This window comes from Gallaecimonas kandeliae (assembly GCF_030450055.1).
Lineage (GTDB): Bacteria > Pseudomonadota > Gammaproteobacteria > Enterobacterales > Gallaecimonadaceae > Gallaecimonas > Gallaecimonas kandeliae.
Genome location: NZ_CP118480.1, coordinates 2,702,218 through 2,724,652, shown reverse-complemented (window position 1 = coordinate 2,724,652; position 22,435 = coordinate 2,702,218). Strand labels below are relative to the sequence as shown.

General features: G+C 61.6%; 28 protein-coding genes. 26 read left to right on the top strand and 2 right to left on the bottom strand.

The features are described from left to right. Position 1 precedes the first annotated feature (1 nt). The 4 genes from secF to PVT67_RS13515 all read left to right on the top strand — a co-directional run bounded on the left by secF (position 2) and on the right by PVT67_RS13515 (position 2,635). A complete protein-coding gene (gene secF / locus PVT67_RS13530) occupies positions 2 to 946 on the top strand; it encodes a protein translocase subunit SecF (RefSeq protein ID WP_301494352.1) in 945 nt (314 codons plus the stop codon). A gap of 83 nt (positions 947 to 1,029) precedes the next feature. Next, positions 1,030 to 1,329 carry a hypothetical protein gene (locus PVT67_RS13525; protein ID WP_301494350.1) on the top strand — a complete coding sequence of 100 codons (300 nt, stop codon included), beginning with the start codon at positions 1,030 to 1,032 and terminating at the stop codon, positions 1,327 to 1,329. A 140-nt stretch (positions 1,330 to 1,469) separates the two neighbouring features. Next, positions 1,470 to 1,814 carry a hypothetical protein gene (locus tag PVT67_RS13520; RefSeq protein WP_301494348.1) on the top strand — a complete coding sequence of 115 codons (345 nt, stop codon included), beginning with the start codon at positions 1,470 to 1,472 and terminating at the stop codon, positions 1,812 to 1,814. A 554-nt stretch (positions 1,815 to 2,368) separates the two neighbouring features. Then, positions 2,369 to 2,635 carry a hypothetical protein gene (locus PVT67_RS13515; RefSeq protein ID WP_301494346.1) on the top strand — a complete coding sequence of 89 codons (267 nt, stop codon included), beginning with the start codon at positions 2,369 to 2,371 and terminating at the stop codon, positions 2,633 to 2,635. 98 nt (positions 2,636 to 2,733) lie between these two features. Here PVT67_RS13515 and PVT67_RS13510 read toward each other — a convergent pair whose 3' ends face one another. After that, positions 2,734 to 3,018 (bottom strand): hypothetical protein, encoded by a 285-nt coding sequence (locus PVT67_RS13510; protein ID WP_301494344.1) that lies wholly within the window; start codon positions 3,016 to 3,018, stop codon positions 2,734 to 2,736. Positions 3,019 to 3,125: 107 nt separating this feature from the next. Here PVT67_RS13510 and PVT67_RS13505 point away from each other — a divergent pair, with 107 nt between their 5' ends. Next, positions 3,126 to 3,494: a rhodanese-like domain-containing protein gene (locus PVT67_RS13505; RefSeq protein WP_301494342.1), complete on the top strand. Its 369-nt coding sequence runs from the start codon at positions 3,126 to 3,128 to the stop codon at positions 3,492 to 3,494. 66 nt (positions 3,495 to 3,560) lie between these two features. Continuing rightward, the gene (locus PVT67_RS13500; RefSeq protein WP_301494340.1) at positions 3,561 to 4,463 is read left to right on the top strand and encodes an HDOD domain-containing protein; all 903 of its coding nucleotides are present in this window, start codon (positions 3,561 to 3,563) and stop codon (positions 4,461 to 4,463) included. 47 nt (positions 4,464 to 4,510) lie between these two features. Here the strand turns inward: PVT67_RS13500 and suhB are convergent, their stop codons facing one another. Then, on the bottom strand, positions 4,511 to 5,308 hold the full coding sequence (suhB, locus tag PVT67_RS13495) for an inositol-1-monophosphatase (protein ID WP_301494337.1): 798 nt from the start codon (positions 5,306 to 5,308) through the stop codon (positions 4,511 to 4,513). 140 nt (positions 5,309 to 5,448) lie between these two features. Here suhB and trmJ point away from each other — a divergent pair, with 140 nt between their 5' ends. The 20 genes from trmJ (at position 5,449) to PVT67_RS13395 (ending at position 22,310) form a co-directional block, all read left to right on the top strand. Next, entirely contained in the window at positions 5,449 to 6,171 is a 723-nt protein-coding gene (gene trmJ, locus PVT67_RS13490) for a tRNA (cytosine(32)/uridine(32)-2'-O)-methyltransferase TrmJ (protein ID WP_301494334.1), read from the top strand. Between the two features lies 1 nt (position 6,172). Further along, positions 6,173 to 6,985 carry a serine O-acetyltransferase gene (cysE, locus tag PVT67_RS13485; protein WP_301494332.1) on the top strand — a complete coding sequence of 271 codons (813 nt, stop codon included), beginning with the start codon at positions 6,173 to 6,175 and terminating at the stop codon, positions 6,983 to 6,985. A gap of 87 nt (positions 6,986 to 7,072) precedes the next feature. Further along, positions 7,073 to 7,546: a Fe-S cluster assembly transcriptional regulator IscR gene (gene iscR / locus PVT67_RS13480; protein WP_301494330.1), complete on the top strand. Its 474-nt coding sequence runs from the start codon at positions 7,073 to 7,075 to the stop codon at positions 7,544 to 7,546. 26 nt (positions 7,547 to 7,572) lie between these two features. Further along, positions 7,573 to 8,787, top strand: a complete 1,215-nt coding sequence (locus PVT67_RS13475) for an IscS subfamily cysteine desulfurase (RefSeq protein WP_301494328.1) — start codon at positions 7,573 to 7,575, stop codon at positions 8,785 to 8,787. Between the two features lie 19 nt (positions 8,788 to 8,806). After that, on the top strand, positions 8,807 to 9,193 hold the full coding sequence (gene iscU / locus PVT67_RS13470; RefSeq protein WP_301494326.1) for a Fe-S cluster assembly scaffold IscU: 387 nt from the start codon (positions 8,807 to 8,809) through the stop codon (positions 9,191 to 9,193). Beyond that, complete coding sequence (gene iscA, locus PVT67_RS13465; RefSeq protein ID WP_301494323.1) at positions 9,194 to 9,517, top strand: iron-sulfur cluster assembly protein IscA; 324 nt, start codon at positions 9,194 to 9,196, stop codon at positions 9,515 to 9,517. After that, on the top strand, positions 9,495 to 10,019 hold the full coding sequence (hscB, locus tag PVT67_RS13460) for a Fe-S protein assembly co-chaperone HscB (protein ID WP_336407750.1): 525 nt from the start codon (positions 9,495 to 9,497) through the stop codon (positions 10,017 to 10,019). Before iscA ends, hscB begins: the two co-directional genes overlap by 23 nt. A 13-nt stretch (positions 10,020 to 10,032) precedes the next feature. Then, positions 10,033 to 11,898 (top strand): Fe-S protein assembly chaperone HscA, encoded by a 1,866-nt coding sequence (hscA, locus tag PVT67_RS13455; RefSeq protein WP_301494321.1) that lies wholly within the window; start codon positions 10,033 to 10,035, stop codon positions 11,896 to 11,898. A gap of 1 nt (position 11,899) precedes the next feature. Next, positions 11,900 to 12,235 carry an ISC system 2Fe-2S type ferredoxin gene (gene fdx / locus PVT67_RS13450; RefSeq protein ID WP_301494319.1) on the top strand — a complete coding sequence of 112 codons (336 nt, stop codon included), beginning with the start codon at positions 11,900 to 11,902 and terminating at the stop codon, positions 12,233 to 12,235. Positions 12,236 to 12,307: 72 nt separating this feature from the next. Then, positions 12,308 to 12,511 carry a Fe-S cluster assembly protein IscX gene (gene iscX / locus PVT67_RS13445; RefSeq protein ID WP_301494317.1) on the top strand — a complete coding sequence of 68 codons (204 nt, stop codon included), beginning with the start codon at positions 12,308 to 12,310 and terminating at the stop codon, positions 12,509 to 12,511. A 111-nt stretch (positions 12,512 to 12,622) separates the two neighbouring features. After that, the gene (gene ndk, locus PVT67_RS13440) at positions 12,623 to 13,054 is read left to right on the top strand and encodes a nucleoside-diphosphate kinase (protein ID WP_301494315.1); all 432 of its coding nucleotides are present in this window, start codon (positions 12,623 to 12,625) and stop codon (positions 13,052 to 13,054) included. A 103-nt stretch (positions 13,055 to 13,157) separates the two neighbouring features. Next, positions 13,158 to 14,279 (top strand): dual-specificity RNA methyltransferase RlmN, encoded by a 1,122-nt coding sequence (rlmN, locus tag PVT67_RS13435; RefSeq protein ID WP_301494312.1) that lies wholly within the window; start codon positions 13,158 to 13,160, stop codon positions 14,277 to 14,279. A 25-nt stretch (positions 14,280 to 14,304) separates the two neighbouring features. Then, a complete protein-coding gene (gene pilW, locus PVT67_RS13430) occupies positions 14,305 to 15,084 on the top strand; it encodes a type IV pilus biogenesis/stability protein PilW (protein ID WP_301494310.1) in 780 nt (259 codons plus the stop codon). Beyond that, the gene (locus PVT67_RS13425) at positions 15,084 to 16,010 is read left to right on the top strand and encodes a RodZ domain-containing protein (RefSeq protein WP_301494308.1); all 927 of its coding nucleotides are present in this window, start codon (positions 15,084 to 15,086) and stop codon (positions 16,008 to 16,010) included. The genes pilW and PVT67_RS13425 overlap by 1 nt, the downstream gene beginning before the upstream one ends. A gap of 13 nt (positions 16,011 to 16,023) precedes the next feature. Further along, positions 16,024 to 17,136, top strand: a complete 1,113-nt coding sequence (gene ispG / locus PVT67_RS13420; protein ID WP_301494306.1) for a flavodoxin-dependent (E)-4-hydroxy-3-methylbut-2-enyl-diphosphate synthase — start codon at positions 16,024 to 16,026, stop codon at positions 17,134 to 17,136. A gap of 97 nt (positions 17,137 to 17,233) precedes the next feature. Continuing rightward, complete coding sequence (gene hisS / locus PVT67_RS13415) at positions 17,234 to 18,466, top strand: histidine--tRNA ligase (protein WP_301499705.1); 1,233 nt, start codon at positions 17,234 to 17,236, stop codon at positions 18,464 to 18,466. 13 nt (positions 18,467 to 18,479) lie between these two features. Further along, the gene (locus tag PVT67_RS13410; RefSeq protein WP_301494304.1) at positions 18,480 to 19,091 is read left to right on the top strand and encodes a YfgM family protein; all 612 of its coding nucleotides are present in this window, start codon (positions 18,480 to 18,482) and stop codon (positions 19,089 to 19,091) included. 2 nt (positions 19,092 to 19,093) lie between these two features. Beyond that, on the top strand, positions 19,094 to 20,272 hold the full coding sequence (gene bamB / locus PVT67_RS13405; protein ID WP_301494302.1) for an outer membrane protein assembly factor BamB: 1,179 nt from the start codon (positions 19,094 to 19,096) through the stop codon (positions 20,270 to 20,272). A gap of 66 nt (positions 20,273 to 20,338) precedes the next feature. Then, on the top strand, positions 20,339 to 21,826 hold the full coding sequence (gene der, locus PVT67_RS13400) for a ribosome biogenesis GTPase Der (protein ID WP_301494300.1): 1,488 nt from the start codon (positions 20,339 to 20,341) through the stop codon (positions 21,824 to 21,826). Positions 21,827 to 21,911: 85 nt separating this feature from the next. Further along, positions 21,912 to 22,310: an OsmC family protein gene (locus tag PVT67_RS13395; RefSeq protein WP_301494298.1), complete on the top strand. Its 399-nt coding sequence runs from the start codon at positions 21,912 to 21,914 to the stop codon at positions 22,308 to 22,310. Positions 22,311 to 22,435 lie beyond the last annotated feature (125 nt).

The following is a 22,435-nucleotide window of genomic DNA, read 5'->3' as shown; positions in this document are numbered from 1 at the left end:
TATGGAAATCTTCAAGTTCAAGCGCGACCTCGACTTCCTCAAGCTGCGGCTGCCCGCCGCCATACTGTCGCTGCTGCTGGTCAGTGCCTCCATCGGCATTCTGGTGGTCAAGGGCCTCAACTGGGGCCTGGACTTCACCGGCGGTACCCTTATCGAGGTGAACTTTGCCAAGCCGGCGGATCTCGAGCAGGTCCGTGGCGAGCTGGCCAAGGGCGGTTTCGGCGAGCCTGCCGTGCAGTTCTTCGGCACCAGCCGTGACGTGCTGATCCGCATGCCGCCACAGGAAGGCGCCAAAGCGGCCAACCTGGGCGACCACATAGTGGCCAGCATCAAGGCCGGCAACGGCGAAGAGGTGACCCTCAAGCGCATCGAGTTCGTCGGCCCCAGCGTGGGTGACGAGCTGGTGGAACAGGGCGGTCTGGCCGTGTTCGTGGCGCTGCTCTGTATACTGCTGTACGTGTCAGTGCGGTTCGAATGGAAGCTGGCCCTGGGCTCAGTAGTGGCCCTGGCCCACGACGTGACCATCACCCTGGGTTTCTTCTCGCTGCTTGGCATCGAGTTCGACCTGACGGTACTGGCCGCCGTACTGACGGTGATCGGTTACTCGCTGAACGACACCATCGTCGTCTTCGACCGTATCCGGGAAAACTTCCGCAAGATGCGCAAGGGCACCCCGGAAGAGATCACCAACAACGCCCTGACCGCCACCCTGAGCCGTACCATCATGACCTCGGCCACCACCCTGTTCGTGGTGATCGCGATCTTCGCGGTGGGCGGCCCTGTGATCCACGCCTTCGCGGCGGCGCTGTTGATGGGTATCACAGTTGGTACCTACTCCTCCATCTACGTGGCATCCGCCGTGGCCCTGAAACTGGGCCTGAGCAAAGAAGACCTGATGCCGCCCCAGGTGGAGAAGGAAGGCGCCGATCTGGATCCTTTGCCTTGAAGGCCAAAAAATTTGCGATGAAAGGGGGGCCGCAAAGCCCCCTTTTTTGTTAGATTGCCTTCTCAACTCAACAAGGACGCTGTATGAAAACCTTAGCTGTTATCCCTCTCGTCGTGCTGGCCCTGGCTGGCTGTGCCTCCAACGCCACGGACACGGTCAAGCACCAGAGGACGAATCACAAGCTCGGCCAGAGTGAGAAAGTCAAACTGGTAGACGAAAAGGGTAAAGAAAAAGGACACTTGATCTGCTCTTACACCAAGCCCATGGGAAGCAATATCACCAAGAAGGTTTGCCGCACCCGTGAAGAGATAGAGCAAAGCGAAAAGGATACCGAGCGAGCTCTGCATGAGTTGAGCAAGTCGGGCAATCAGACCCACTCGTGACAAAACCGGCCCAGGCCGGTTTTTCAACAGTGGCAGCAATCATTTTTAAATTAACAAATTCTTAATTAATGACGTGGACTTGAGCGTTTAAAAATTTGTCTATATGTTAATTTTTTTGAACCATAAGCAAGGATGCCTGAATGAAACCTCTGTCCCTCGCTCCTCTTGGCCTGCTGTTCCTCGCGGCTTGTACTACTGCTCCTCAAAAGCCTTCCGTCGACACCGTCATGGTCAACGGCAAGGAAGTCCAAGTCGATCATGAGTTCAAGGAAGAAAAAGGCGTTCATAAGCTGAAAGATGAGCAGCAAGTGGTTGCCGTCGATGACAAAGGTGACGTCAAAAAGAGGCTGGTATGTGAGTACGTCAAGCCGACAGGCTCTCACTTCACCCAGCGCCTCTGCCACACCAAGGAAGAAATGCAGAAAGAAGAGGCAGAAGCCCAGGAGTTGCTGCGCCACCTGCCCAACCCCAAAGTTGTCAAATAACCTGGAATGCAGCTAAGAAAAAGCCGGCCGAGTGCCGGTTTTTTCATAAGCAGCTCGGGCCTTTAGGGCTTGAATTAACTCGCCGTAGCTTGAGCATGTCATGACCCCGGCTCGACGTAGATCGCCTGGGCTAGGGGAGCCGAGGCTTCAGGGTATAAGGATGCCCCCTCGTCTTATTCTTTTCGTCTGCGGCTTGTGGCTTTTGGCCAGCCACCTAAAGCCTTCCGGCGGCACTGTCTTGGTGACAGGTGATCTTCTACAAGCTTCACGAGGAACAGAGGGTGCTTGAGATAGACGGCAGGTAGTTCAAAGCACGGCTGGTTTGTGAGTACTCCCAGCCAACAATCGCGAATTGTTTCGAACTCAGAAGTCGCCGAGAAGGCGGCTCAGGCGCCTGAGCAGATGCTTGCTTCGAAAAACACCAAGGTAGGAGTGGGATGCAGTAAGATGGGGCTTCATGAGGTTCTGAATTAGCAATGCGTTAATCAAGGGGGTTATGTTATTGTTTCTTTGGTGTTATGTTCCTTCCTCGTTTTAATTGCAAGGAAGCCCTTATGAAAGCCTCTCTCCTTATTCCCTTTGGCCTGTTATTGCTCGCAGGCTGCAGCACCGCCCCTAAAGCCCCTTCAGCCGGCACCGCCATGGTCAATACCAAAGAAGTTCAGGTGGAAAAGGAAGAGCAAGGGGGACGCAAACTGAAAGAGGAGCAACAGGCAGTTGCCGAGGACAATAAAGGCGAGGCCAAGAAAAAGCAGGTTTGTAAAAATATCAAACCGACCGGCTCACATTTCACCCAGCGTGTTTGCCGCACTCGGGAATAGGTGAAAAAAGACGATGTCCTGAATTTGCTCCGCAAGCCCGTTTGGAGTTTATAAGAAGTAAACAAGGGACAACGGTAACCGGCCAAGGGCCGGTTTTTTTATGGGCCAGTTTTAAGCTTGCCTGCTTGTGGTGTCGAGGCCGAGCTCCGGGCGTTGAGCTGCTCCAGCTTAAGGCGCAGGCTGTCCAACCAGTTCTCGTTGAGGCGTTCACAGCTTTGCTGGCGCTGCAGGGTCAGGGTATCCCTGCTCTGCTGCAACTCGGCGTAGAGGCCCTGGACCAGGGGGCTGGCGTTGAGGTAAACCGTATAGTGCTGGGTTTCTGCCGCCTGCAGTATGGCGGGGGCAGACAGGGCGGCAAGCAGGGCAAGGTTGGCGATGTTCATGACGGCGATCCCTTTGCTGAGGTCCCCAGAGTAAAGCGCCTAAGCTTTGTCCTATCTTTTTCAGTCTGTGAGCAAATGTGCAAAGCCACTGCAATCAAGGAGTAAGCATGCAACATAGTCCAGGTTTCCAGGCCCTTTGCGAGCAAGTCAGGGCCCAGGTAAGGGAAGTTCAGGTCGATGAGCTGGAAGCGCTGCTGGCCGAAGCGGGGGCCCTGTTGCTGGATGTCCGCGAAGATCACGAATGGGTCAAAGGGCGTCTGCCCAGGGCTGAGCACCTGGGCCGGGGCATACTGGAGCGGGATATCGAGAAGCGGGTGCCGGACAAGGCCACCTCCCTCTACCTTTACTGCGGTGGCGGCTACCGCTCGGCCCTGGCCGCCCATAACCTGCAGCTGATGGGTTATACGGCCGTCTTCTCCGTCGCCGGCGGCTACAAGGCCTGGGTGGCCATGGGTGGGATCATCGCCGAGGATTAAACTCGCTCAGGTTGAGATCCCTTGGGCGGGCTATCCTGAAAAAAACGCCTTGTCGGAACCTTGCCCATGGACGACCTCAACCTCGACACCGCCTTCTACGATGCTCTTTTTGGCGACCAGGGCCAGGAGCTGAACCCCTTGGAGTTACAGGCCCTTGGCAACCTGCGGGCCGTTTTGGACGACAGGGCTGCCCTCAGCACCCATATACCGCCGTTGCCGACCCTGCTGCTGCAACTGGTGCAGCTGCTGGCCGATCCCAAGGCCGATTTCGACAAGATAAGCGCCCTTATCGAAGGGGATCCTGCCCTTTCCCTGGAAGTCCTGCGCATCGCCAACAGCGCCCTTTACAGCCGCGGCGGTGCCAGCCTTGATACCCTCAGGGCCGCCGTCGGCAGGTTGGGGGTGACGGGGGTCGCCGCTATCGCCAGCACCATCCTGGCCGAAAAGCTGCGCCCGCCCAAGCCCATCTACTTCAAGATGTTCGGCCGGGATATCTGGCTGCACTCCCTGCATTGCGCCTTCCTCTGCCGCGAACTGGCAAAAGAGCAGGGGGAAGATCCCTTCGTCGGCCATTTCCTTGGTCTTATCCATGACGTGGGCAAGATCATCGTCTTTAATTGCCTGCTGGATGCGTTCAGCCAGGGGGTACTGGATGGGGTGCCGGGCAGCCAGCTGTTCAAGGCGCTGATGTCGGAGATGTCCCTGGACATATCACCCTTCGTGGCCAAGGAATGGGGGCTGCCCGAGCAGTACTGCACCGCCTTGCAGCAGCAACGCTCTCAGCCAAAGACGCTTTTGGCCAGGATACTGCGCCAAGCCAACGGCTGTGCAGAGCTCTACCTGCTCAAGGAAAAGCGGCGCATCGGTGAAGAGCTGCTGGATGAGAAATTGGGCGGCTTGGCGTGTCCAGCGGAATGTTGGCAGCACTTCCTCGACAAGGCGCCGCTGCTGGCAGCGAGTGTCCGCTAGAAAAAAGAAAAGCGCCCTTGGGCGCTTTTCTTTTTGGGAGGCTTGCCTTACTGGCGGATGGCGTCAGTAAGGTTGGGCTTGATGGTGCCCAGCAGGGCCGGCAGCATGCGGGCGGGGGCCGCCACTATGTTGCCGCTCTTGAGGTAGTTGTGGCCACCGGTGAAGTCGGTGACGATGGCGCCTGCTTCACGGGCGATCAGTTCGCCGGCGGCGATATCCCAGGGCTTGAGGCCCAGCTCGAAGAAGCCATCGATGCGGCCGGCAGCCAGGTAGCTCAGATCCAGAGCGGCGGAGCCGGTACGGCGCACGTCGGCCGCCTTCTCGAAGATGGCGGTGAAGATGGTCATGTAGCTGTTGTAGTGCTGGCGCTGTTTGAAGGGCAGGCCGGTGGCCAGCACAGTGCCTTCCAGGTCGCGGACCTGGGATACGCGCAGGCGCTTGCCGTTCAGCTGGGCGCCGACGCCGCGGCTGGCGGTAAAGAGTTCACCACGGATGGGGTCGAAGACCACGGCCTGCTCGGTCTTGCCCTTAACGCGCAGGGCGATGGACACGCAGAAGTGGGGGATGCCGCGGATGAAGTTGGTGGTGCCGTCCAGGGGATCTATGACCCATTGGAAGTCACTCTCGCCCTGGATGCCGCCTTCCTCGCCGATGAAGGCATGGTCCGGGTAGGAGCGGCGGATGGTTTCAATGATGATGCGCTCGGCTTCCTTGTCGATGTTGGTTACCCAGTCATGGGTGCCTTTGGGGGTGGCTTCGACTTTGTCGGGTTGCTCGAAGGACTTGGCAATGAAATTGCCGGCAGCACGCGCAGCGCGCACCGCGATGTTCAGCATAGGATGCATAAGCGACTCACCAATTGAAAAAGAACGGGCCATGAAAAGCGACGGCGGAGTATAGCGGAGTCGGGCCCTAAAGAAAAGCAGCCCGGCTCACATTTGCCTGTGGTACACTGCGTGCCTTTTCCGACTAACGCGCTCAGGTAATGCTAGACAAGGTCCGCATCGTATTGGTGGGTACCACCCATTCCGGCAATATCGGCTCAGTGGCCAGGGCCATGAAAACCATGGGTTTGTCGCAACTGGTCCTGGTCGATCCCCAGTGTGAAATCGACGGCCAGGCCATGGCCCTGGCGGCAGGTGCCTCTGACCTGCTGCGGGACGCGCTCATAGTCCCGACCCTGACCGACGCCATCGCCGACTGTGCCTTGGTGGCCGGTACCAGCGCCCGCTCCCGCAGCCTGCCCTGGCCCATGCTCAGCCCCCGCGAGCTGGGAGAAAAAGCGGCCGTCGAAGGCCAGCAGGCCGGCGTGGCCCTGGTGTTCGGCCGTGAGCGCAGCGGCCTCTCCAACGACGAGCTGCAGCAGTGCCACTTCCACGTCTGTATCGACGCCAATCCCGAGTACAGCTCCCTGAACCTGGCCCAGGCGGTGCAAATCCTCTGCTACGAGGTGCGCATGGCGTCTTTGGCGGCCAAACCCGCCGTGGCAGAGGAAGAGAGCGTCGTTTACCCGCCGGCCAAGGCCATGGAAAATTTCTATGAGCACTTGGAGCAGAGCCTGGATCACAGCGGCTTCCTCATCAAGGCCCACCAGGGCAAGGTGATGGAGAAGCTGCGCTGCCTGTTCAACAGGGCCAGGCCTGACGAGCACGAGCTCAACATCCTGAGGGGCATCCTCTCCTCCATACTGCGTTTGAAGAGGGATTGAGATGGGCATTTGGCAACGCATCAAAGAGGACATCGACAGCGTATTCGACCGCGATCCCGCGGCCCGCAACGCTTTCGAGGTATTCACCAGTTATCCAGGCCTGCATGCGGTCTGGTGGCATCGCCTGGCCCATTGGCTCTGGCAGCGTAACGCCAAGTGGCTGGCCAGGGCCGTGTCCAACCTCAACCGTTTCCTGACCGGCATCGAGATCCACCCCGGCGCCCGCATCGGCCGCCGCTTCTTCATCGACCACGGCATGGGAGTGGTGATAGGGGAAACGGCCGAGATAGGCGACGACTGCACCCTCTATCACGGCGTCACCCTGGGGGGGACATCCTGGAAGGCCGGCAAGCGCCATCCTACCTTGGGCAAGGGCGTGGTCATAGGTGCCGGCGCCAAGGTGTTGGGCCCCTTGATGATCGGCGACAACGCCCGCATCGGCTCCAATGCCGTTGTGGTCAAGGACGTACCGGCCGGGGCCACCGCCATCGGCATACCGGGCCGCATCGTCACCCAGGCCGATTACCAGACCACAGAACAACGCCAGGCCATGGCCAAGAAGTATGGCTTCGACGCTTACGCCGTATCCCAGGACAACCCCGACCCCGTGGCCAAGGCCATAGGGGCCTTGCTGGATCACCTCCACGTGGTGGACGGCAAGGTCAACGACATGTGCAAGGCCATCAGCGACCTCGGCGGCGACGTCTGCCGGGAAAAACTGCCGGAGCTGGACCTGGAAGAGTTCGCCAAGGACGAGCAGGAAGCGGCCCACAAGCGCCAAGGCGAATTGGACAGTTTCGATCCCATCATCTGACGATGAAGGCAATCGGCTAAGCTAATAGTTGACCATTTTAGTCAGGCTTGGGACAATAGTCCCCAGACAAACCGCCCGGAAAGACCGATGAGACTGACCTCCAAGGGACGCTATGCCGTCACCGCCATGCTGGATTTGGCGTTGCATGCCGAAGGCGGCCCCGTGTCTCTGGCCGACATTTCCGAGCGTCAGGGCATTTCCCTGTCCTACCTGGAGCAGCTTTTCTCAAGGCTGCGTCGCCAGGGCCTGGTGTCCAGCGTCCGCGGCCCGGGCGGCGGCTACCTGCTGGGCAAGGAGTGCGCCGAGATCAGCGTCGGTGAAGTCATTATCGCAGTGGACGAGTCGGTAGACGCGACCCGCTGCCAAGGCAAGGCTGACTGCCAGGGTGGCAGTCAGTGTTTGACTCATTCCTTGTGGTCAAACTTGAGCAACCAGATCAGCCATTTCCTGGAAGGCATTTCCCTGGCGGATCTGGTGGCGCAGAAGGACATCAAGAAGGTGGCCGCCCGGCAGGAAAGCCACCATCAAAAAGACAGCATAACCGTGCAGTGCCAATTGTGAGCGGCGAGGCAGTAACGGAGAACGCAATGAAGCTTCCTATCTATCTGGATTACGCGGCGACTACCCCGGTAGACCCCCGTGTTGCGGAAAAAATGATGCAATACCTGACCCTGGATGGCCAGTTCGGCAACCCGGCGTCCAGGTCCCACCGTTTCGGCTGGCAGGCCGAAGAGGCGGTGGAAGAGGCGCGTAGCAACATCGCCGAGCTGATCGGTGCCGACCCCCGCGAGATCGTCTTTACCTCCGGTGCCACCGAGTCGGACAACCTGGCCATCAAGGGTGCCGCGCACTTCTACCAGAAGAAAGGCAAGCACATCATCACCTCCAAGATTGAGCACAAGGCGGTGCTGGACACCTGCCGCCAATTGGAGCGTGAAGGTTTCGAGGTGACTTACCTGGAGCCCAATGAAGACGGCCTGCATCCCCTGGAGCAGATCGAAGGCGCCCTGCGCGACGACACGGTGCTGCTGTCCATCATGCACGTCAACAACGAGCTGGGTGTCATTCAGGACATCAAAGCCATCGGCGAGCTGTGCCGCAGCAAGGGCGTCATCTTCCACGTCGACGCCGCCCAGAGCGCCGGCAAGGTAGCCATCGATCTCAACGAGCTGAAAGTGGACCTGATGTCCCTTTCCGGCCACAAGATGTACGGCCCCAAAGGCATCGGCGCCCTCTATGTGCGACGCAAGCCCCGTATCCGTATCGAAGCCCAGATGCACGGCGGCGGCCACGAGCGCGGCATGCGCTCAGGCACCCTGGCTACCCACCAGATCGTCGGCATGGGCGAAGCGGCCCGCATCGCCAAGGAAGAAATGGCGACCGAGGCCCAGCGCATCACCGCCCTGCGCGACAAGCTCTGGGCCGGTGTCCAGGACATGGAGGAAGTGCACCTCAACGGCACCCTGGCCAGCCACGTGCCCGGCATCCTCAACGTCAGCTTCAACTACGTGGAAGGCGAGTCCCTTATCATGGCCCTCAAGGACCTGGCCGTGTCCTCCGGCTCCGCCTGTACCTCCGCCAGCCTGGAACCCTCCTACGTGCTGCGTGCCATAGGTCGCAACGACGAGCTGGCTCACAGCTCCATCCGTTTCTCCATTGGCCGTTTCACCACCGAAGAAGACATCGATTACGCCATCAGTTGCATCCAGGGGGCCATTGGCCGTCTGCGCGAGATGTCTCCCCTGTGGGAAATGTACAAAGACGGCGTCGACCTCGAGCAGGTCGAGTGGGTAGCCCACTAACAGTTTTAAGGAGCGCATCATGGCTTACAGTGAAAAGGTCATCGACCATTACGAGAATCCCCGCAACGTCGGGTCCTTCGACAAGAACGATCCCAGCGTTGCCACCGGCATGGTGGGCGCGCCCGCCTGCGGTGACGTGATGAAGCTGCAGTTGAAGATCAACGACGAAGGCATCATCGAAGACGCCAAGTTCAAGACCTACGGCTGCGGCAGTGCCATCGCCTCCAGCTCTCTGGTCACCGAATGGGTCAAGGGCAAGTCCATTGCCGAGGCCGAGGAGTTGAAAAACACCGCCATCGCCGAAGAACTGGCCCTGCCGCCGGTCAAGATCCATTGCTCCATCCTCGCCGAGGACGCCATCAAGGCGGCCATCGCCGACTATAAGAGCAAGAAGGGGCTGGCATAAATGGCAGTCACCCTGACCGAGACAGCGGCCACCAGGGTCTCCACTTTCCTCGCCAATCGCGGCAAGGGCCTGGGTGTGCGCCTGGGTGTGCGCACCACAGGCTGCAGCGGCCTGGCCTATGTGCTGGAGTTCGTGGATGAGGCCAACCCTGACGACGAAGTCTTCGAAGACAGAGGCGTCAAGGTGATCGTCGATCAGAAGAGCCTGGTCTACCTGGACGGCACCGAGCTGGACTTTGTCAAGGAAGGCCTCAACGAGGGCTTCCAGTTCAACAACCCCAACACCAAAGGGGAATGTGGCTGTGGCGAATCCTTCACCGTCTAACCACTTCGCACTCTTCGACCTGCCCGAAGCCTTCATGCTGGACAGGGAAGAATTGGCCAGCCGCTATCGCCGGCTGGCCGCCGCCCTGCACCCGGATCGCTTCGCCTCCGGCTCCGAACGGGACAGGGCCCAGGCCCTGGCCAAGACGGCCCTGCTCAACGACGCCTTCGAAACCCTCAAGCACGCCACCCTGCGCGCCCAGTACCTGCTGAGCCTGAACGGCGTCGATATCCAGGGCGAGAGCCAGACCCTCAAGGACAGCGCCTTCCTGATGCAACAGTTGGAGTGGCGCGAGGCCCTGGCCGAGGTGGAAGATGCCGACGGCATCGACAGCCTGCGCACCGAGATAGTCCAGGCCCGCAGTGAGCTCCACCAGGAATTTGCCGGCCTCTATGGCCAGCAGGATTTCGACAGCGCCGCCGATACCGTCCGCAAGCTCAAGTTCGTCGACAAGATGCTCGTCGAGATAGAGCGGCTGGAAGAGTCCCTGCTCGACTACTGACATAGCGAAAACCATGGCATTACTACAGATAGCCGAACCCGGCCAAAGCGCCGCGCCCCACGAGCACCGCCTGGCCGTGGGTATCGACCTCGGCACCACCAACTCCCTGGTCGCCGCCGTGCGCAGCGGCACCGCCGTCGTCCTCAAGGATGCCGAAGGCCATGGCATAGTGCCTTCCGCCGTCCATTACGGCGCTGCCGAGCGCCAGGTGGGGCGCCAGGCCAAGGCCCTGGCCGCCACCGACCCGGCAAACACCCTGATCTCCGTCAAGCGCTTTATGGGCCGCTCCCTGGCCGATATCCAGGCCCGCTATCCCAAGCTGCCCTATGCCTTTTCCGCCACCGAGCACGGCCTGCCCCGCATCGAGACGGCCCAGGGGCCCAAGAACCCCATCGAAGTCTCCTCCCATATCCTCGGGGCCCTGAAAGAGCGGGCCGAGGCGGCCATGGGGGGCGACCTGATGGGGGCCGTCATCACCGTGCCCGCCTATTTCGATGACGCCCAGCGCCAGGCCACCAAGGACGCCGCCGAGTTGGCCGGCCTCAAGGTGCTGCGCCTGCTGAACGAACCCACGGCGCCCGCCGTGGCCTATGGTCTCGACTCCGGCGCCGAAGGGGTGATCGCCGTCTACGACCTTGGCGGCGGCACCTTCGACATCTCCCTGCTGCGCCTCTCCAAGGGCGTCTTCGAAGTGCTGGCCACCGGCGGCGATACCGCCCTCGGCGGTGACGACTTCGACCATGCCCTGGTGGACTGGCTGCGCGAGCAGTGGCAGTTGGCCGACAAGCTGGACATCCTCTCCGAGCGTGCCCTGCTTTCCGCCGCCTGCAGCGCCAAGGAAGCCCTGACCGAGAGTTCCAGCGTCTCCCTGGCCCTCAATATCCAAGGCCAGGACCGGACCGCCGAACTGAGCCGCGACCAGTTCGACGCCTTGGTTGAGCCCCTCATCAAACGCACCCTGCTGGCCTGCCGCCGCGCCGTGCGCGACGCCGAGCTGGAACTGGGTGACGTGCAGCAGGTGGTGATGGTGGGCGGCTCCACCCGGGTGCCCAAGGTGCGCGGCGCCGTCGGCGACTTCTTCGGCCGCGAGCCTTTGACCAGCATCGACCCCGACCAGGTGGTGGCCATAGGCGCCGCCATCCAGGCCGACGTGCTGGTGGGCAACAAGCCCGACAGCGAGCTGTTGCTGCTGGACGTCATTCCCTTGTCCCTGGGCCTCGAGACCATGGGCGGACTGGTGGAAAAGATAGTGCCCCGCAACACCACCATCCCTGTGGCTAGGGCCCAGGAGTTCACCACCTTCAAGGATGGCCAGAGCGCCATGGCCATCCATGTGCTGCAGGGGGAGCGGGAACTGGTCAAGGATTGTCGCAGCCTGGCCCGCTTCGTGCTCACCGAGATCCCGGCCATGGCGGCCGGCGCCGCCCATATCCGCGTCACCTTCCAGGTGGACGCCGACGGCCTGCTGTCGGTCACCGCCATGGAAAAATCCACGGGCCGCCAGACCAGCATCCAGGTCAAACCGTCCTATGGCCTCTCCGACAATGAGGTGGCCAACATGATCCAGGACGCCATGGTCCACGCCAAGGACGACATGGCCGCCCGCATGCTGGCCGAACAGCAGGTGGAAGCCCGCCGGGTGTTTGAGGCTGTCAGTGCCGCCCTGGCGGCCGACGGCGAGCGCCTGCTGGATGAGGCCGAGCGCGCCTCCATCGATGTGGCCCTGGCGCAGATGGTCGAGGCGGCCAAAGGCGCACAGGTGGACGCCATCAAGGCCAGCATCGAAGCGGTGGACAAAGCCACCGACGCCTTCGCCGCCCGCCGCATGGACGACAGTATTCGCAAGGCCCTGGCCGGCCACAAAGTTGACGAGGTTTGAGATGCCAAAGATCGTATTCCTGCCCCATGCCGAACTCTGCCCAGACGGTGCCGTCATCGAGGCCCCCAAGGGCGAGAGCATCCTGGACGTGGCCCTCAAGAACGGCATCGCCATCGAGCACGCCTGCGAGAAGTCCTGCGCCTGCACCACCTGCCACGTCATAGTGCGTGAAGGCTTTGACTCCCTGAACGAGTCCGACGAGCTGGAGGACGACATGCTGGACAAGGCCTGGGGCCTGGAGCCCGAGTCGCGCCTGTCCTGTCAGGCCAAGGTGGCCGACGAGGATCTGGTGGTGGAGATCCCCAAATACACCATCAACCTCGCCCGCGAGCATTGAGCAGAAGGCGCCGTCAGGCGCCTTTTTTCTTGGCTGTTAGACTTAAGGCAGATCCAAAGGGGAGGGGAGATCATGGGCTGGAAATGGACCGACACTCAGGCGATAGCCGAAGCGCTCTATGACCGGGATCCTGAGCTTGATCCGCGCACAGTGCGCTTTACCGACCTGCACCAGTGGATCTGCGAACTGGACGCCTTCGACGACGATCCCAAGGGCTCCAACGAGCGCATCCTCGAGGCCATCTTCCTGGCCTGGCTCGAGGAATTCGAGGGCTGAACTTGCCTTTATCTGCTTGTCATTGGTCTGACATTTTCTCCTGGCATAACTTCGCTTATACTGTGCGGCCATTTCTGAACCCTAAACCCAATTTCTGAGGACGGAGCCCCCATGGCTGTTCAACGTACCATCTCCATCATCAAGCCTGACGCTGTTGCCAAGAACGTGATCGGCGCCATCTACAACCGTTTCGAGACCTCCGGTCTGAAGATCGTTGCCGCCAAGATGCTGCACCTGTCCCGCGAGCAGGCCGAAGGCTTCTACGCCGAGCACAAAGAGCGTCCCTTCTTCAAAGCCCTGGTCGACTTCATGACCTCCGGCCCCATCATGGTCCAGGTCCTGGAAGGCGAGAACGCCGTCCTGAAAAACCGTGAGATCATGGGCGCCACCAACCCCAGCGACGCCCTGGCCGGTACCCTGCGTGCCGACTACGCCGTCAGCATCGACGAGAACGCCGTGCACGGTTCCGACTCCGAAGAGTCCGCTGCCCGCGAAATCGCCTACTTCTTCACCGAAACCGAAGTTTGCGCCCGCACTCGCTAAGCGCCACGGTTTTTGTGACAAAGGGGGGCTAAGCCCCCCTTTGTTGTCTTGGTTGTAAACTGTACAATGCCGGCCCTTGAGCCGTAGTCACTGAGGTCATGCCATGAGCGAAGGCAAAATCAACCTGTTGGATCTGAGCCGCGAAGAGATGCGCGCCTTTTTCGCCGAGATGGGGGAAAAGCCCTTCCGCGCCGATCAGGTCATGAAGTGGATCTATCACTTCGGGGTGGACGACTTCGACGACATGACCAACGTCAACAAGGTGCTGCGCGGCAAGCTCAAGGAGCGCTGCGTCATCGAAGCGCCCGAAATTTCCCAGGAGCAGCGCTCCAGCGACGGCACCATCAAGTGGGCGCTGCGGGTTTCCGGTGGCCAGGAAGTGGAGACCGTCTACATCCCCGAGAAGGACAGAGCCACCCTTTGCGTCTCTTCCCAGGTGGGCTGCGCCCTGGAATGCACCTTCTGCTCCACTGCCCAGCAGGGTTTCAACCGCAACCTCAAGGTCAGCGAAATCATCGGCCAGGTGTGGCGCGCCGCCAAGGTGCTGGGCCCTCAGGGCAACAGCGGCAACAAGCCCATCACCAACGTGGTGATGATGGGTATGGGTGAGCCCCTGCTCAACCTCGCCAACGTGGTGCCGGCCATGGAACTGATGCTGGACGACTTCGGCTTCGGCCTCTCCAAGCGCCGGGTGACACTGTCCACCTCCGGTGTGGTGCCGGCCCTGGACAAGCTGGGCGACATGATCGACGTGGCCCTGGCCATCAGCCTGCATGCCCCCAACGACGCCCTGCGCGACGAGATAGTGCCCATCAACAAGAAGTACAACATCGAGACCTTCCTCGGCTCGGTGCGCAACTACCTGTCCAAGTCCAACGCCAACCAGGGCAGGGTGACGGTGGAGTACGTGATGCTGGATCACGTCAATGACTCCATGGATCAGGCCCACGAACTGGCCGCCTGCCTCAAGGACACCCCGTCCAAGATCAACCTTATTCCCTGGAACCCCTTCCCGGGTGCGCCCTATGGCCGCAGCTCCAATTCCCGTATCGACAGGTTCGCCAAGGTGTTGATGGAATACGGTTTTACCGTCATTGTCCGCAAGACCCGCGGTGACGACATCGACGCCGCCTGTGGCCAGTTGGCCGGTGACGTTGTGGACAGAACCAAGCGCGTTATGAAAAAACAGATGCAGGATTCCGGTATTTCAGTAAAAATGGTGTGAAATCTCAACGCATTACGGAATGACTATGGCGAAACCACGGTATCGACTGGGCTTCCTGGCTCTCCTGCTGGCACTGGGGGGCTGTGTCTCCCAAACCCTGGACAGCCAAGGCAATGTGGTCGCGGAGAAACCGTTCGACCCCATAGCGGCCGCCAAATCCCGAATGCAACTGGGCCTGGCCTACCTGCGCAGCGGCAACAGCGCCCAGGCCAAGATGAACCTGCTCAAGGCCCAGGAATTCGCCCCCGACCTCCCCGACGTTTACTACAGCCTGGGCTACTACTACCAGGCGGTAGGGGAGAGCAAAGAGGCAGAAGAGGCCTATCGCCACGCCATCAAGCTGGACCCCGAGAACGGTGAAGCGCTGAACAACTTCGGCGCCTTCCTCTGTGGCATGGGCCGCTTCGACGAATCCATTGAATACTTCACCAAGGCCGTCCGGGCCCCCGGCTACATCAAGGTGGCCGGTGCCTATGAGAACGCCGGTACCTGCGCCAAGCAGGGGGGCGACCTGGACGGGGCCGAAAAATACTTCGCCAGCGCCTTAAGTCACGATGCCCGCCGCGCCGCTTCTCTATTGGGAATGGCCGAAACCCTCTATGCCAAGAAGGACTTCATCGGCGCCAAGGGTTACCTGGGGCGCTTCGAAGGGATCGCAAGGCCTGTACCCCGCAGTCTCTTTCTTGGCCTGGAGTTGGCAAAAAGGACGGGTGATGATGCCGGCGTTCAGCGTTATGGCGATGAACTTGTTTCAAAATATCCGGACTCACCTTTAAGCCAACAATACCGGAGCAATAAATACTGATGGCAGAACCAAACGACGAAAAGGAAACGCTGAGCGCCGGCCAGCGCCTGAGACAAGCCCGGGAAGCGCGGGGCTGGTCTGTCGAAGAGGTTGCCAAACGTCTCAACCTGCGGCTGTCCGTGGTTGAGCAGCTGGAAAACGACGATTACGACAGGAACTCTCCCGCTACCTACACCAAGGGCTATATCCGCGCCTATTGCCGCTTGCTGGATCTTCCCGAAAGCGAAGTGATGGCCGAGCTCTGTGCCGATCAGCTCAAGAGCCAGACCGAAAGCAACATGCAGAGCTTTTCCCGCCGCACCACCAGGGAAAAGTCCGACAGCTGGCTGACCTTGGTCACCTGGTTGATTGGCCTGGCCATACTGGGGCTCCTGGTGTACTTCGGCTGGCAACAAGCCACCACCCGCACCAGCCTGGTCAACACCCAAGCCGGCAGTGTCCAGGCCCCGGTACAAAGCCAGGCCAAAGCCACAGAGCCCGAAGCCAAGCCAGGTGAGGCCCAACCCGATGGGACCCAGGCCGATGACGGCGTCGACCTCGGTACCCCTGTGGAAGAGGGCGCCGGCCCCGAAGGGGACGACGGCAGCCAAGGCAGCCCAGCTCAGCCCCAACCCCAGGATACGGCCAGCCAAGAGGCACCGGCAGCTGCGGTGCCAAGCCCGGCAGAGCGCACAGCCATTGCAACCAGTACATTGGAAATCTCCTTTCGCGGCGACTGTTGGGTTAGAATCGAAGACAGTACCGGCAAGAGGGTACTGGAAGGGGTCAAGAAGAATGGCCAATCCTTCAGCCTGCAAGGCCAAGCTCCCTTTGCCGTGAAGTTGGGCGCCCCCGAGGTGGTTGATATCCAATACCAGGGCGCGCCAGTCGATTTGTCCGGGTTCAAGGCCGGCCGGCTTGCCAAGCTGACCTTGCCCCAGAACTGAGGTTGAGTAGAGCATGCAGCATCAGCCGCCCATCCAGCGCCGCCAGTCCACCCGCATCTACGTAGGCAATGTGCCCATCGGTGACGGGGCGCCCATCGCCGTCCAGTCCATGACCAACACCCGCACCACGGACGTGGACGCGACAGTGGCCCAGATCCAGGCCATACAGCGTGCCGGTGCGGACCTGGTACGGGTGTCCGTGCCCACCATGGACGCGGCCGAAGCCTTCAAGCTGATCAAGGAAAGGGTGGATATCCCCCTGGTGGCGGACATCCATTTCGATTACCGCATCGCCCTCAAGGTGGCCGAGTACGGCGCCGACTGCCTGCGTATCAACCCCGGTAACATCGGCAAGGAAGAGCGCATCCGTGCCGTGGTGGACGCGGCCCGTGACCGCAACATCCCCATCCGTATCGGCGTCAACGGCGGCTCCCTGGAGAAAGACATCCAGGAAAAGTACGGCGAGCCGACCCCGGCGGCCCTGGTGGAATCGGCCATGCGCCACGTGGAGATCCTCGACCGCCTCAACTTCGAGAACTTCAAGGTCTCGGTCAAGGCTTCCGACGTCTTCCTGGCCGTGGATGCCTACCGGCTGCTGGCCAAGCAGATCAAGCAGCCCCTGCATCTGGGCATCACCGAGGCGGGCGGTGCCCGCAGCGGCGCCGTCAAGTCCGCCATCGGCCTTGGCATGCTGCTGGCTGAAGGCATAGGCGACACCCTGAGGGTGTCCCTGGCCGCCGATCCGGTCGAAGAAGTGAAAGTGGGCTTCGATATCTTGAAGTCCCTGCGCATCCGTTCGCGCGGCATCAACTTCATCGCCTGCCCCAGCTGTTCGCGCCAGGAGTTCGATGTCATAGGCACCGTCAACGCCCTGGAAAACCGCCTGGAAGACATCACCACGCCGCTGGACGTCTCCGTCATCGGCTGCGTGGTCAACGGCCCGGGTGAAGCCCTGGTCTCCGACATGGGCATCGCCGGCGCCACCCGCAAGAGCGGTTACTACGTGGACGGCGAGCGCCAGAAGGAACGCCTGGACAACGAGAACCTGGTGGACGAGCTGGAAACCCGCATCCGTGCCCGCGTTGCCATGATGAGCCAGCGGATACCGGTCAAGAGCGGCGACTGAACCCAAAGCCCATGAGTTTGCCTGCCCGAAGTGTATAATTCGGGCATTTTTGTGATTGCAGAGTCCCACAGTGAAAAGCATCCAAGCCGTTCGCGGCATGAACGACTGCCTGCCCAGCCAGACCCCGCTCTGGCAGCAGGTGGAAAGCGCCATCCGTGCCACCGTTTCCTCCTTCGGTTACAGCGAGATCCGCACCCCCATCGTCGAGTCCACCGATCTGTTCAAGCGCAGCATCGGTGAGGTGACCGATATCGTCGAGAAGGAGATGTACAGCTTCGACGACCGTAACGGCGACAGCCTGACGCTGCGCCCCGAGGGCACCGCCAGCACGGTGCGTGCCGGCATCGAGCACGGCCTGCTGTACAACCAGGAGCAGCGCCTCTGGTACATGGGCCCCATGTTCCGCCACGAGCGCCCCCAGAAAGGCCGCTACCGCCAGTTCCACCAGTTCGGAGTGGAAGTCTATGGCCTGGCCGGCCCGGACATCGACGCCGAGGTGATACTGCTGTCCGCCGCCCTCTGGGACAAGCTGGGCCTGCGTGACCACGTCACGTTGGAACTCAACAGCCTCGGCTCCAACGAGGCCCGCGCCCAGTACCGTGAAGTGCTGATCGCCTACCTGGAACAGCACATCGACAAGCTGGACGAGGACGCCAAGCGCCGCCTCTACAGCAACCCGCTGCGCATCCTCGACTCCAAGAACCCCCAGGTGCAGGAAGTGGTGGCGAATGCCCCGCGCCTGCATGACCACCTGGACGAGGAATCCCAGGCCCACTTCGAGGCCCTCAAGGCGCTGCTCGACAGCGTCGGCATCGGCTACCGCGTCAACGAGCGCCTGGTGCGCGGCCTGGACTACTACAACCGCACCGTCTTCGAGTGGGTCACCGACAGCCTCGGCGCCCAAGGCACCGTCTGTGCCGGCGGCCGCTACGACGGCCTGGTGGAACAGCTGGGCGGCAAGGCCACCCAGGGCGTGGGCTTCGGCCTTGGCCTGGAACGGCTGGTGCTGCTGGTGGAGGCCCTGGGCACCCAGGCCCCTGCCGCCGTCGACGCCTACCTCTGCCCCATGGGCGAGGCGGCCGAGCGCCAGGCCTTCGTTCTGGCTCAACAACTGCGCCAGCAGTTGCCAGGGCTCAGGCTGATGTGCCACTGTGGTGGCGGCAATTTCAAGAAACAGCTCAAGCGGGCCGACAAGAGCGGCGCCCGTTGGGCCTTGATCCTGGGCGATGACGAACTGGCCCAGGACCAGATCACCATCAAGAACCTGAAAGATGGCAGCCAAGCCACCGTCGCCATGGGCGAGTTGGCCGCACATCTCGAACAACGATAACAAGGACTCAGGCGTGGAAATTTACAGCACTGAAGAACAACAGGTCGAAGCCATCAAGAGCTTCTGGAAAGAGCACGGCAACGGCATCATCCTCGGTACCCTCATCGGCCTGGCCGCCATCTACGGCTGGCGCTGGTACGGTCAGCAGCAGCTGGCCAAGCAGGAGCAGTCCTCTGCCGCTTACGCCGCCGCCCTCAAGAAGGTGGACGCTGGCGATCTGTCCGCCGGTGACGCCTTCCTCAAAGGCGATAGCGCCGGCCAGTACCAGACCCTGATGGCCGCCCGCCTGGCCAAAGCCGCCGCCGACAAGGGCGAGCTGGACAAGGCCCTGGGCTACCTGGACCAGGCCCAGGCCCACGCCGACACCGAAACCCTCAAGGGCATCTTCACGCTGCGCAAGGCCCGTATCCAACTGGCCAAGGGCGACCTTAAGGGTGCCAAGGCCAGCCTGGCGCTGGTCAAAGATGACGCATTCAAGGCCGAGTCCCAGGAACTTTTGGGTGATATCGCCGTCAAGGAAGGCGACAAGGCTGCGGCCCGTACTGCCTACCAGGCCGCACTGGCCGGCCAGGCAGGCTCCCCTGCCTTGCAACTCAAACTGGAATCCCTGGATAGCAAAGGCTGAAGATGAGCGGATGGTCTAAATGGTCGGCCCTGGCCGGTGTGGTGTTGATCGGCCTGGCTGGCTGTGCCAGCGACGAGGACGTACGTAAGCCGGCCGAGCTGGTGTCCTTCGACAACAAGGTCAACGACAACGTGGTCTGGAGCACCTCGGTGGGGGACGGCATTGGCCCTTACTTCTCCAACCTGGCTCCCGTCTACGCCTACGACAAGGTCTTTGCCGCCTCCCGTGAAGGCATAGTGGAAGCCCTGGACGTCGAGAACGGCGACAAGATCTGGAAAGTGGACCTGGGCGCCGCCGACTCCTTCTTCTCCAGCCGCCACGACATGCGCCTCTCCGGTGGTGTTTCCGCCGGCTTCGGCAAGGTCTATGTCGGCTCCGAGAACGGCATCGTCTACGCCCTGGACGAGAAAACCGGCGAACTGAAGTGGCAGGCCGACGTGCCCGGCGAAGCCATGGCCGCCCCCGTGCTGGACGAAGGCCTGGTGCTGGTCAACACCACCTCCGGCAAACTGGTGGCCCTGGAAGAGGGCACCGGCAAGCTGAAGTGGACCTACGAGCAGACGGTACCGTCCCTGAGCCTGCGCGGCGTGTCCGAGCCTTCCACCGTCAAGGGCGCCGCCCTGGTGGGCACCCCCAACGGCAAGCTGGCCGCCGTGCTGCTGGACAGCGGCCTGCCGGCCTGGGAACAGGACGTCTCTCCCGCCAAGGGCCAGAACGTGCTGGAACTGCTCCGTGACGTGGACGCCACCCCCATCGCCGTCGGCCCCGTGGTTTACGCCGTGGCCTACAACGGCGAGCTGGTGGCCATCGACCTGCGCTCCGGCCGCCCCATGTGGAAGCGGGACTACTCGTCCTATCGCGCCATGGCCATCACCGGCTTCGACCTCTACCTGACCGACGCCCACGGCACCCTGTTCGACATCGACAGGCGCACCGGCCTCGAGAAGTGGAGCCAGCCGATGCTGCTCAACCGCCGCGTCACCGCCCCTGCTATCCTTGGCGACAAGGTGCTGGTGGGTGACTTCGAGGGCTACCTGCACTGGTTCGACAAGAACAGCGGCGAGCTGCTGGGCCGTGACAAGATAGACGGCGACGGCCTCTATGCCCGCCCTGTGGTGGTCAACGACAAGGTGTTGGTGCAGAGCCGGGACGGCGAGCTTTACATGATTAAGCTGGACTAAAGCAGCCAAAACCTGAACAATACGCGGCCGCATTTTGCGGCCGTTCGTCTTTGAGAGAGAAACAGCATGCTTCCCGTAGTGGCCCTGGTAGGTCGCCCCAATGTGGGCAAATCGACCCTGTTCAACCGCCTGACCAACAGTCGCGATGCCCTGGTGGCCGATTACCCCGGCCTGACCCGGGATCGCAAGTATGGCCAGGCCCGCTACGGCGAGTACGACTTCATACTGGTGGACACCGGCGGTATCGAAGGCGACGAGAAGGGCATTGACGCCGCCATGGCCAAGCAGTCCCTGCTGGCCATGGACGAAGCGGACGTGGTGCTGCTGCTGGTGGATGCCCGTGACGGCCTCACCGCCGCCGACGAGGCCATTGCCCGCCATATCCGCCAACTGGGCAAGCCGGTGTTCCTGGTGGCCAACAAGATCGACGGCATCGACGCCGACTCCGCCTGTGCCGAGTTCTACGGCCTGAGCCTGGGCGAGGTCTGGCAGATCGCCGCCGCCCACGGCCGTGGCGTCACCCAGCTGCTGGACAACGCCCTGATCCCGGTGGTGGCCGAGCTGGCCCAGGCCGAAGAAGAAGCCTCCGAGGCCCTGGCCGAAGCCCTGGGCCAGGAGATGGTGGACGTGGACGCCATCGAGGACGAGGAAGAAGCGGAAGCCATTCCCTATGCCGACCTGCCCGTGAAAATAGGCATCATCGGCCGCCCCAATGTCGGTAAATCGACGTTGACCAACCGCATCCTCGGCGAGGAGCGGGTGGTGGTGTTCGACATGCCCGGCACCACCCGCGACTCCGTCTACATCCCCATGGAGCGGGGCGGCAAGAACTACGTGCTGATCGACACCGCCGGTGTGCGCCGCCGCGGCCGCATCGACGACGCCGTCGAGAAGTTCTCCGTGATCAAGACGCTGCAGGCCATCGAAGACGCCAACGTGGTGCTGCTGGTGATGGACGCCCGTGAAGGCCTCTCCGACCAGGATCTCAACCTGCTGGGCCACGTGCTCAACGCCGGCCGCGCCCTGGTGCTGGTGGTCAACAAGTGGGACGGCCTCAGCCATGACGACCGTGAAGACATCAAGCGCGAGCTGGACCGCCGCCTCGGCTTCATCGACTTCGCCCGCCTGCACTTCATCTCCGCCCTGCACGGCTCCGGTGTCGGCAACCTCTTCGAATCCGTGGACGAGGCCTTTGCCTCCGCCACCCAGCGGGTCTCCACCTCCAAGCTGACCCGTATCCTGCAGATGGCCCAGGACGACCACCAGCCGCCTTTGGTGTCCGGCCGTAGGGTCAAGCTCAAGTACGCCCACGCCGGCGGCTACAACCCGCCGAGGATCATCATCCACGGCAACATGGTGGAAAAGCTGCCCAACTCCTACAAGCGCTACCTGATGAACTACTACCGCAAGAGCCTGGGGGTCATAGGCACCCCCATCCATGTGGAGTTCCAGGAAGGGGACAACCCCTTCGCCGGGCGCAAGAACAAGCTGACGTTGACCCAGCAGCGCAAGCGCAAGCGCCTGATGAAGTACATCAAGTCGCGTAAGAGCTGACAGAACAAGGGGCGCCATTTGGCGCCCCTTTGCTTTATCCGGCCGTCCCCTTATGCTGGGTTCAACAACCAGTTGAGGGAACCCCATGATCACCTTGAAGACAGTCCAAGCCGGCAAGCTGCGCCACGAGATCCAGGTCAAGGACTTCGCTGCCCTCTACAGCGACATGCCCGAGCCCCAGGGGGGCGAAGGCTCGGCCCCCGAACCCCATGATTACTTCGACCTCTCCCTCGGCGCCTGCAAGGCCCTGACCGCCATCCTCTACGCCCGCCACAAGGGCATGGCCCTGGACGGCCTCACCGTCACGGTGCACAGGGACGACAGCGAAGAGCGCCAGGGCCTCTACCGCCTGGCCGTCACCCTGGAGCTGCAGGGACAGCTGACCGACGCCGAGAAGGAGCGCCTGGTCACCATCGCCGACCGCTGCCCCATCCATAAGCTGATGACCAGCACTGAGGTGCGTATCGAGACGGCTTTGGGCTGAAAAACAAAACCCCGGCACCAGGCCGGGGTTTTTAATGTTTGAATGCTACACCACTCGTTTGAAGCGTCGTGAGCGAAGTCAGAACAAGGCGGGTGTCTTTGAAAAAGCGCAGTTCGAGTAAATGA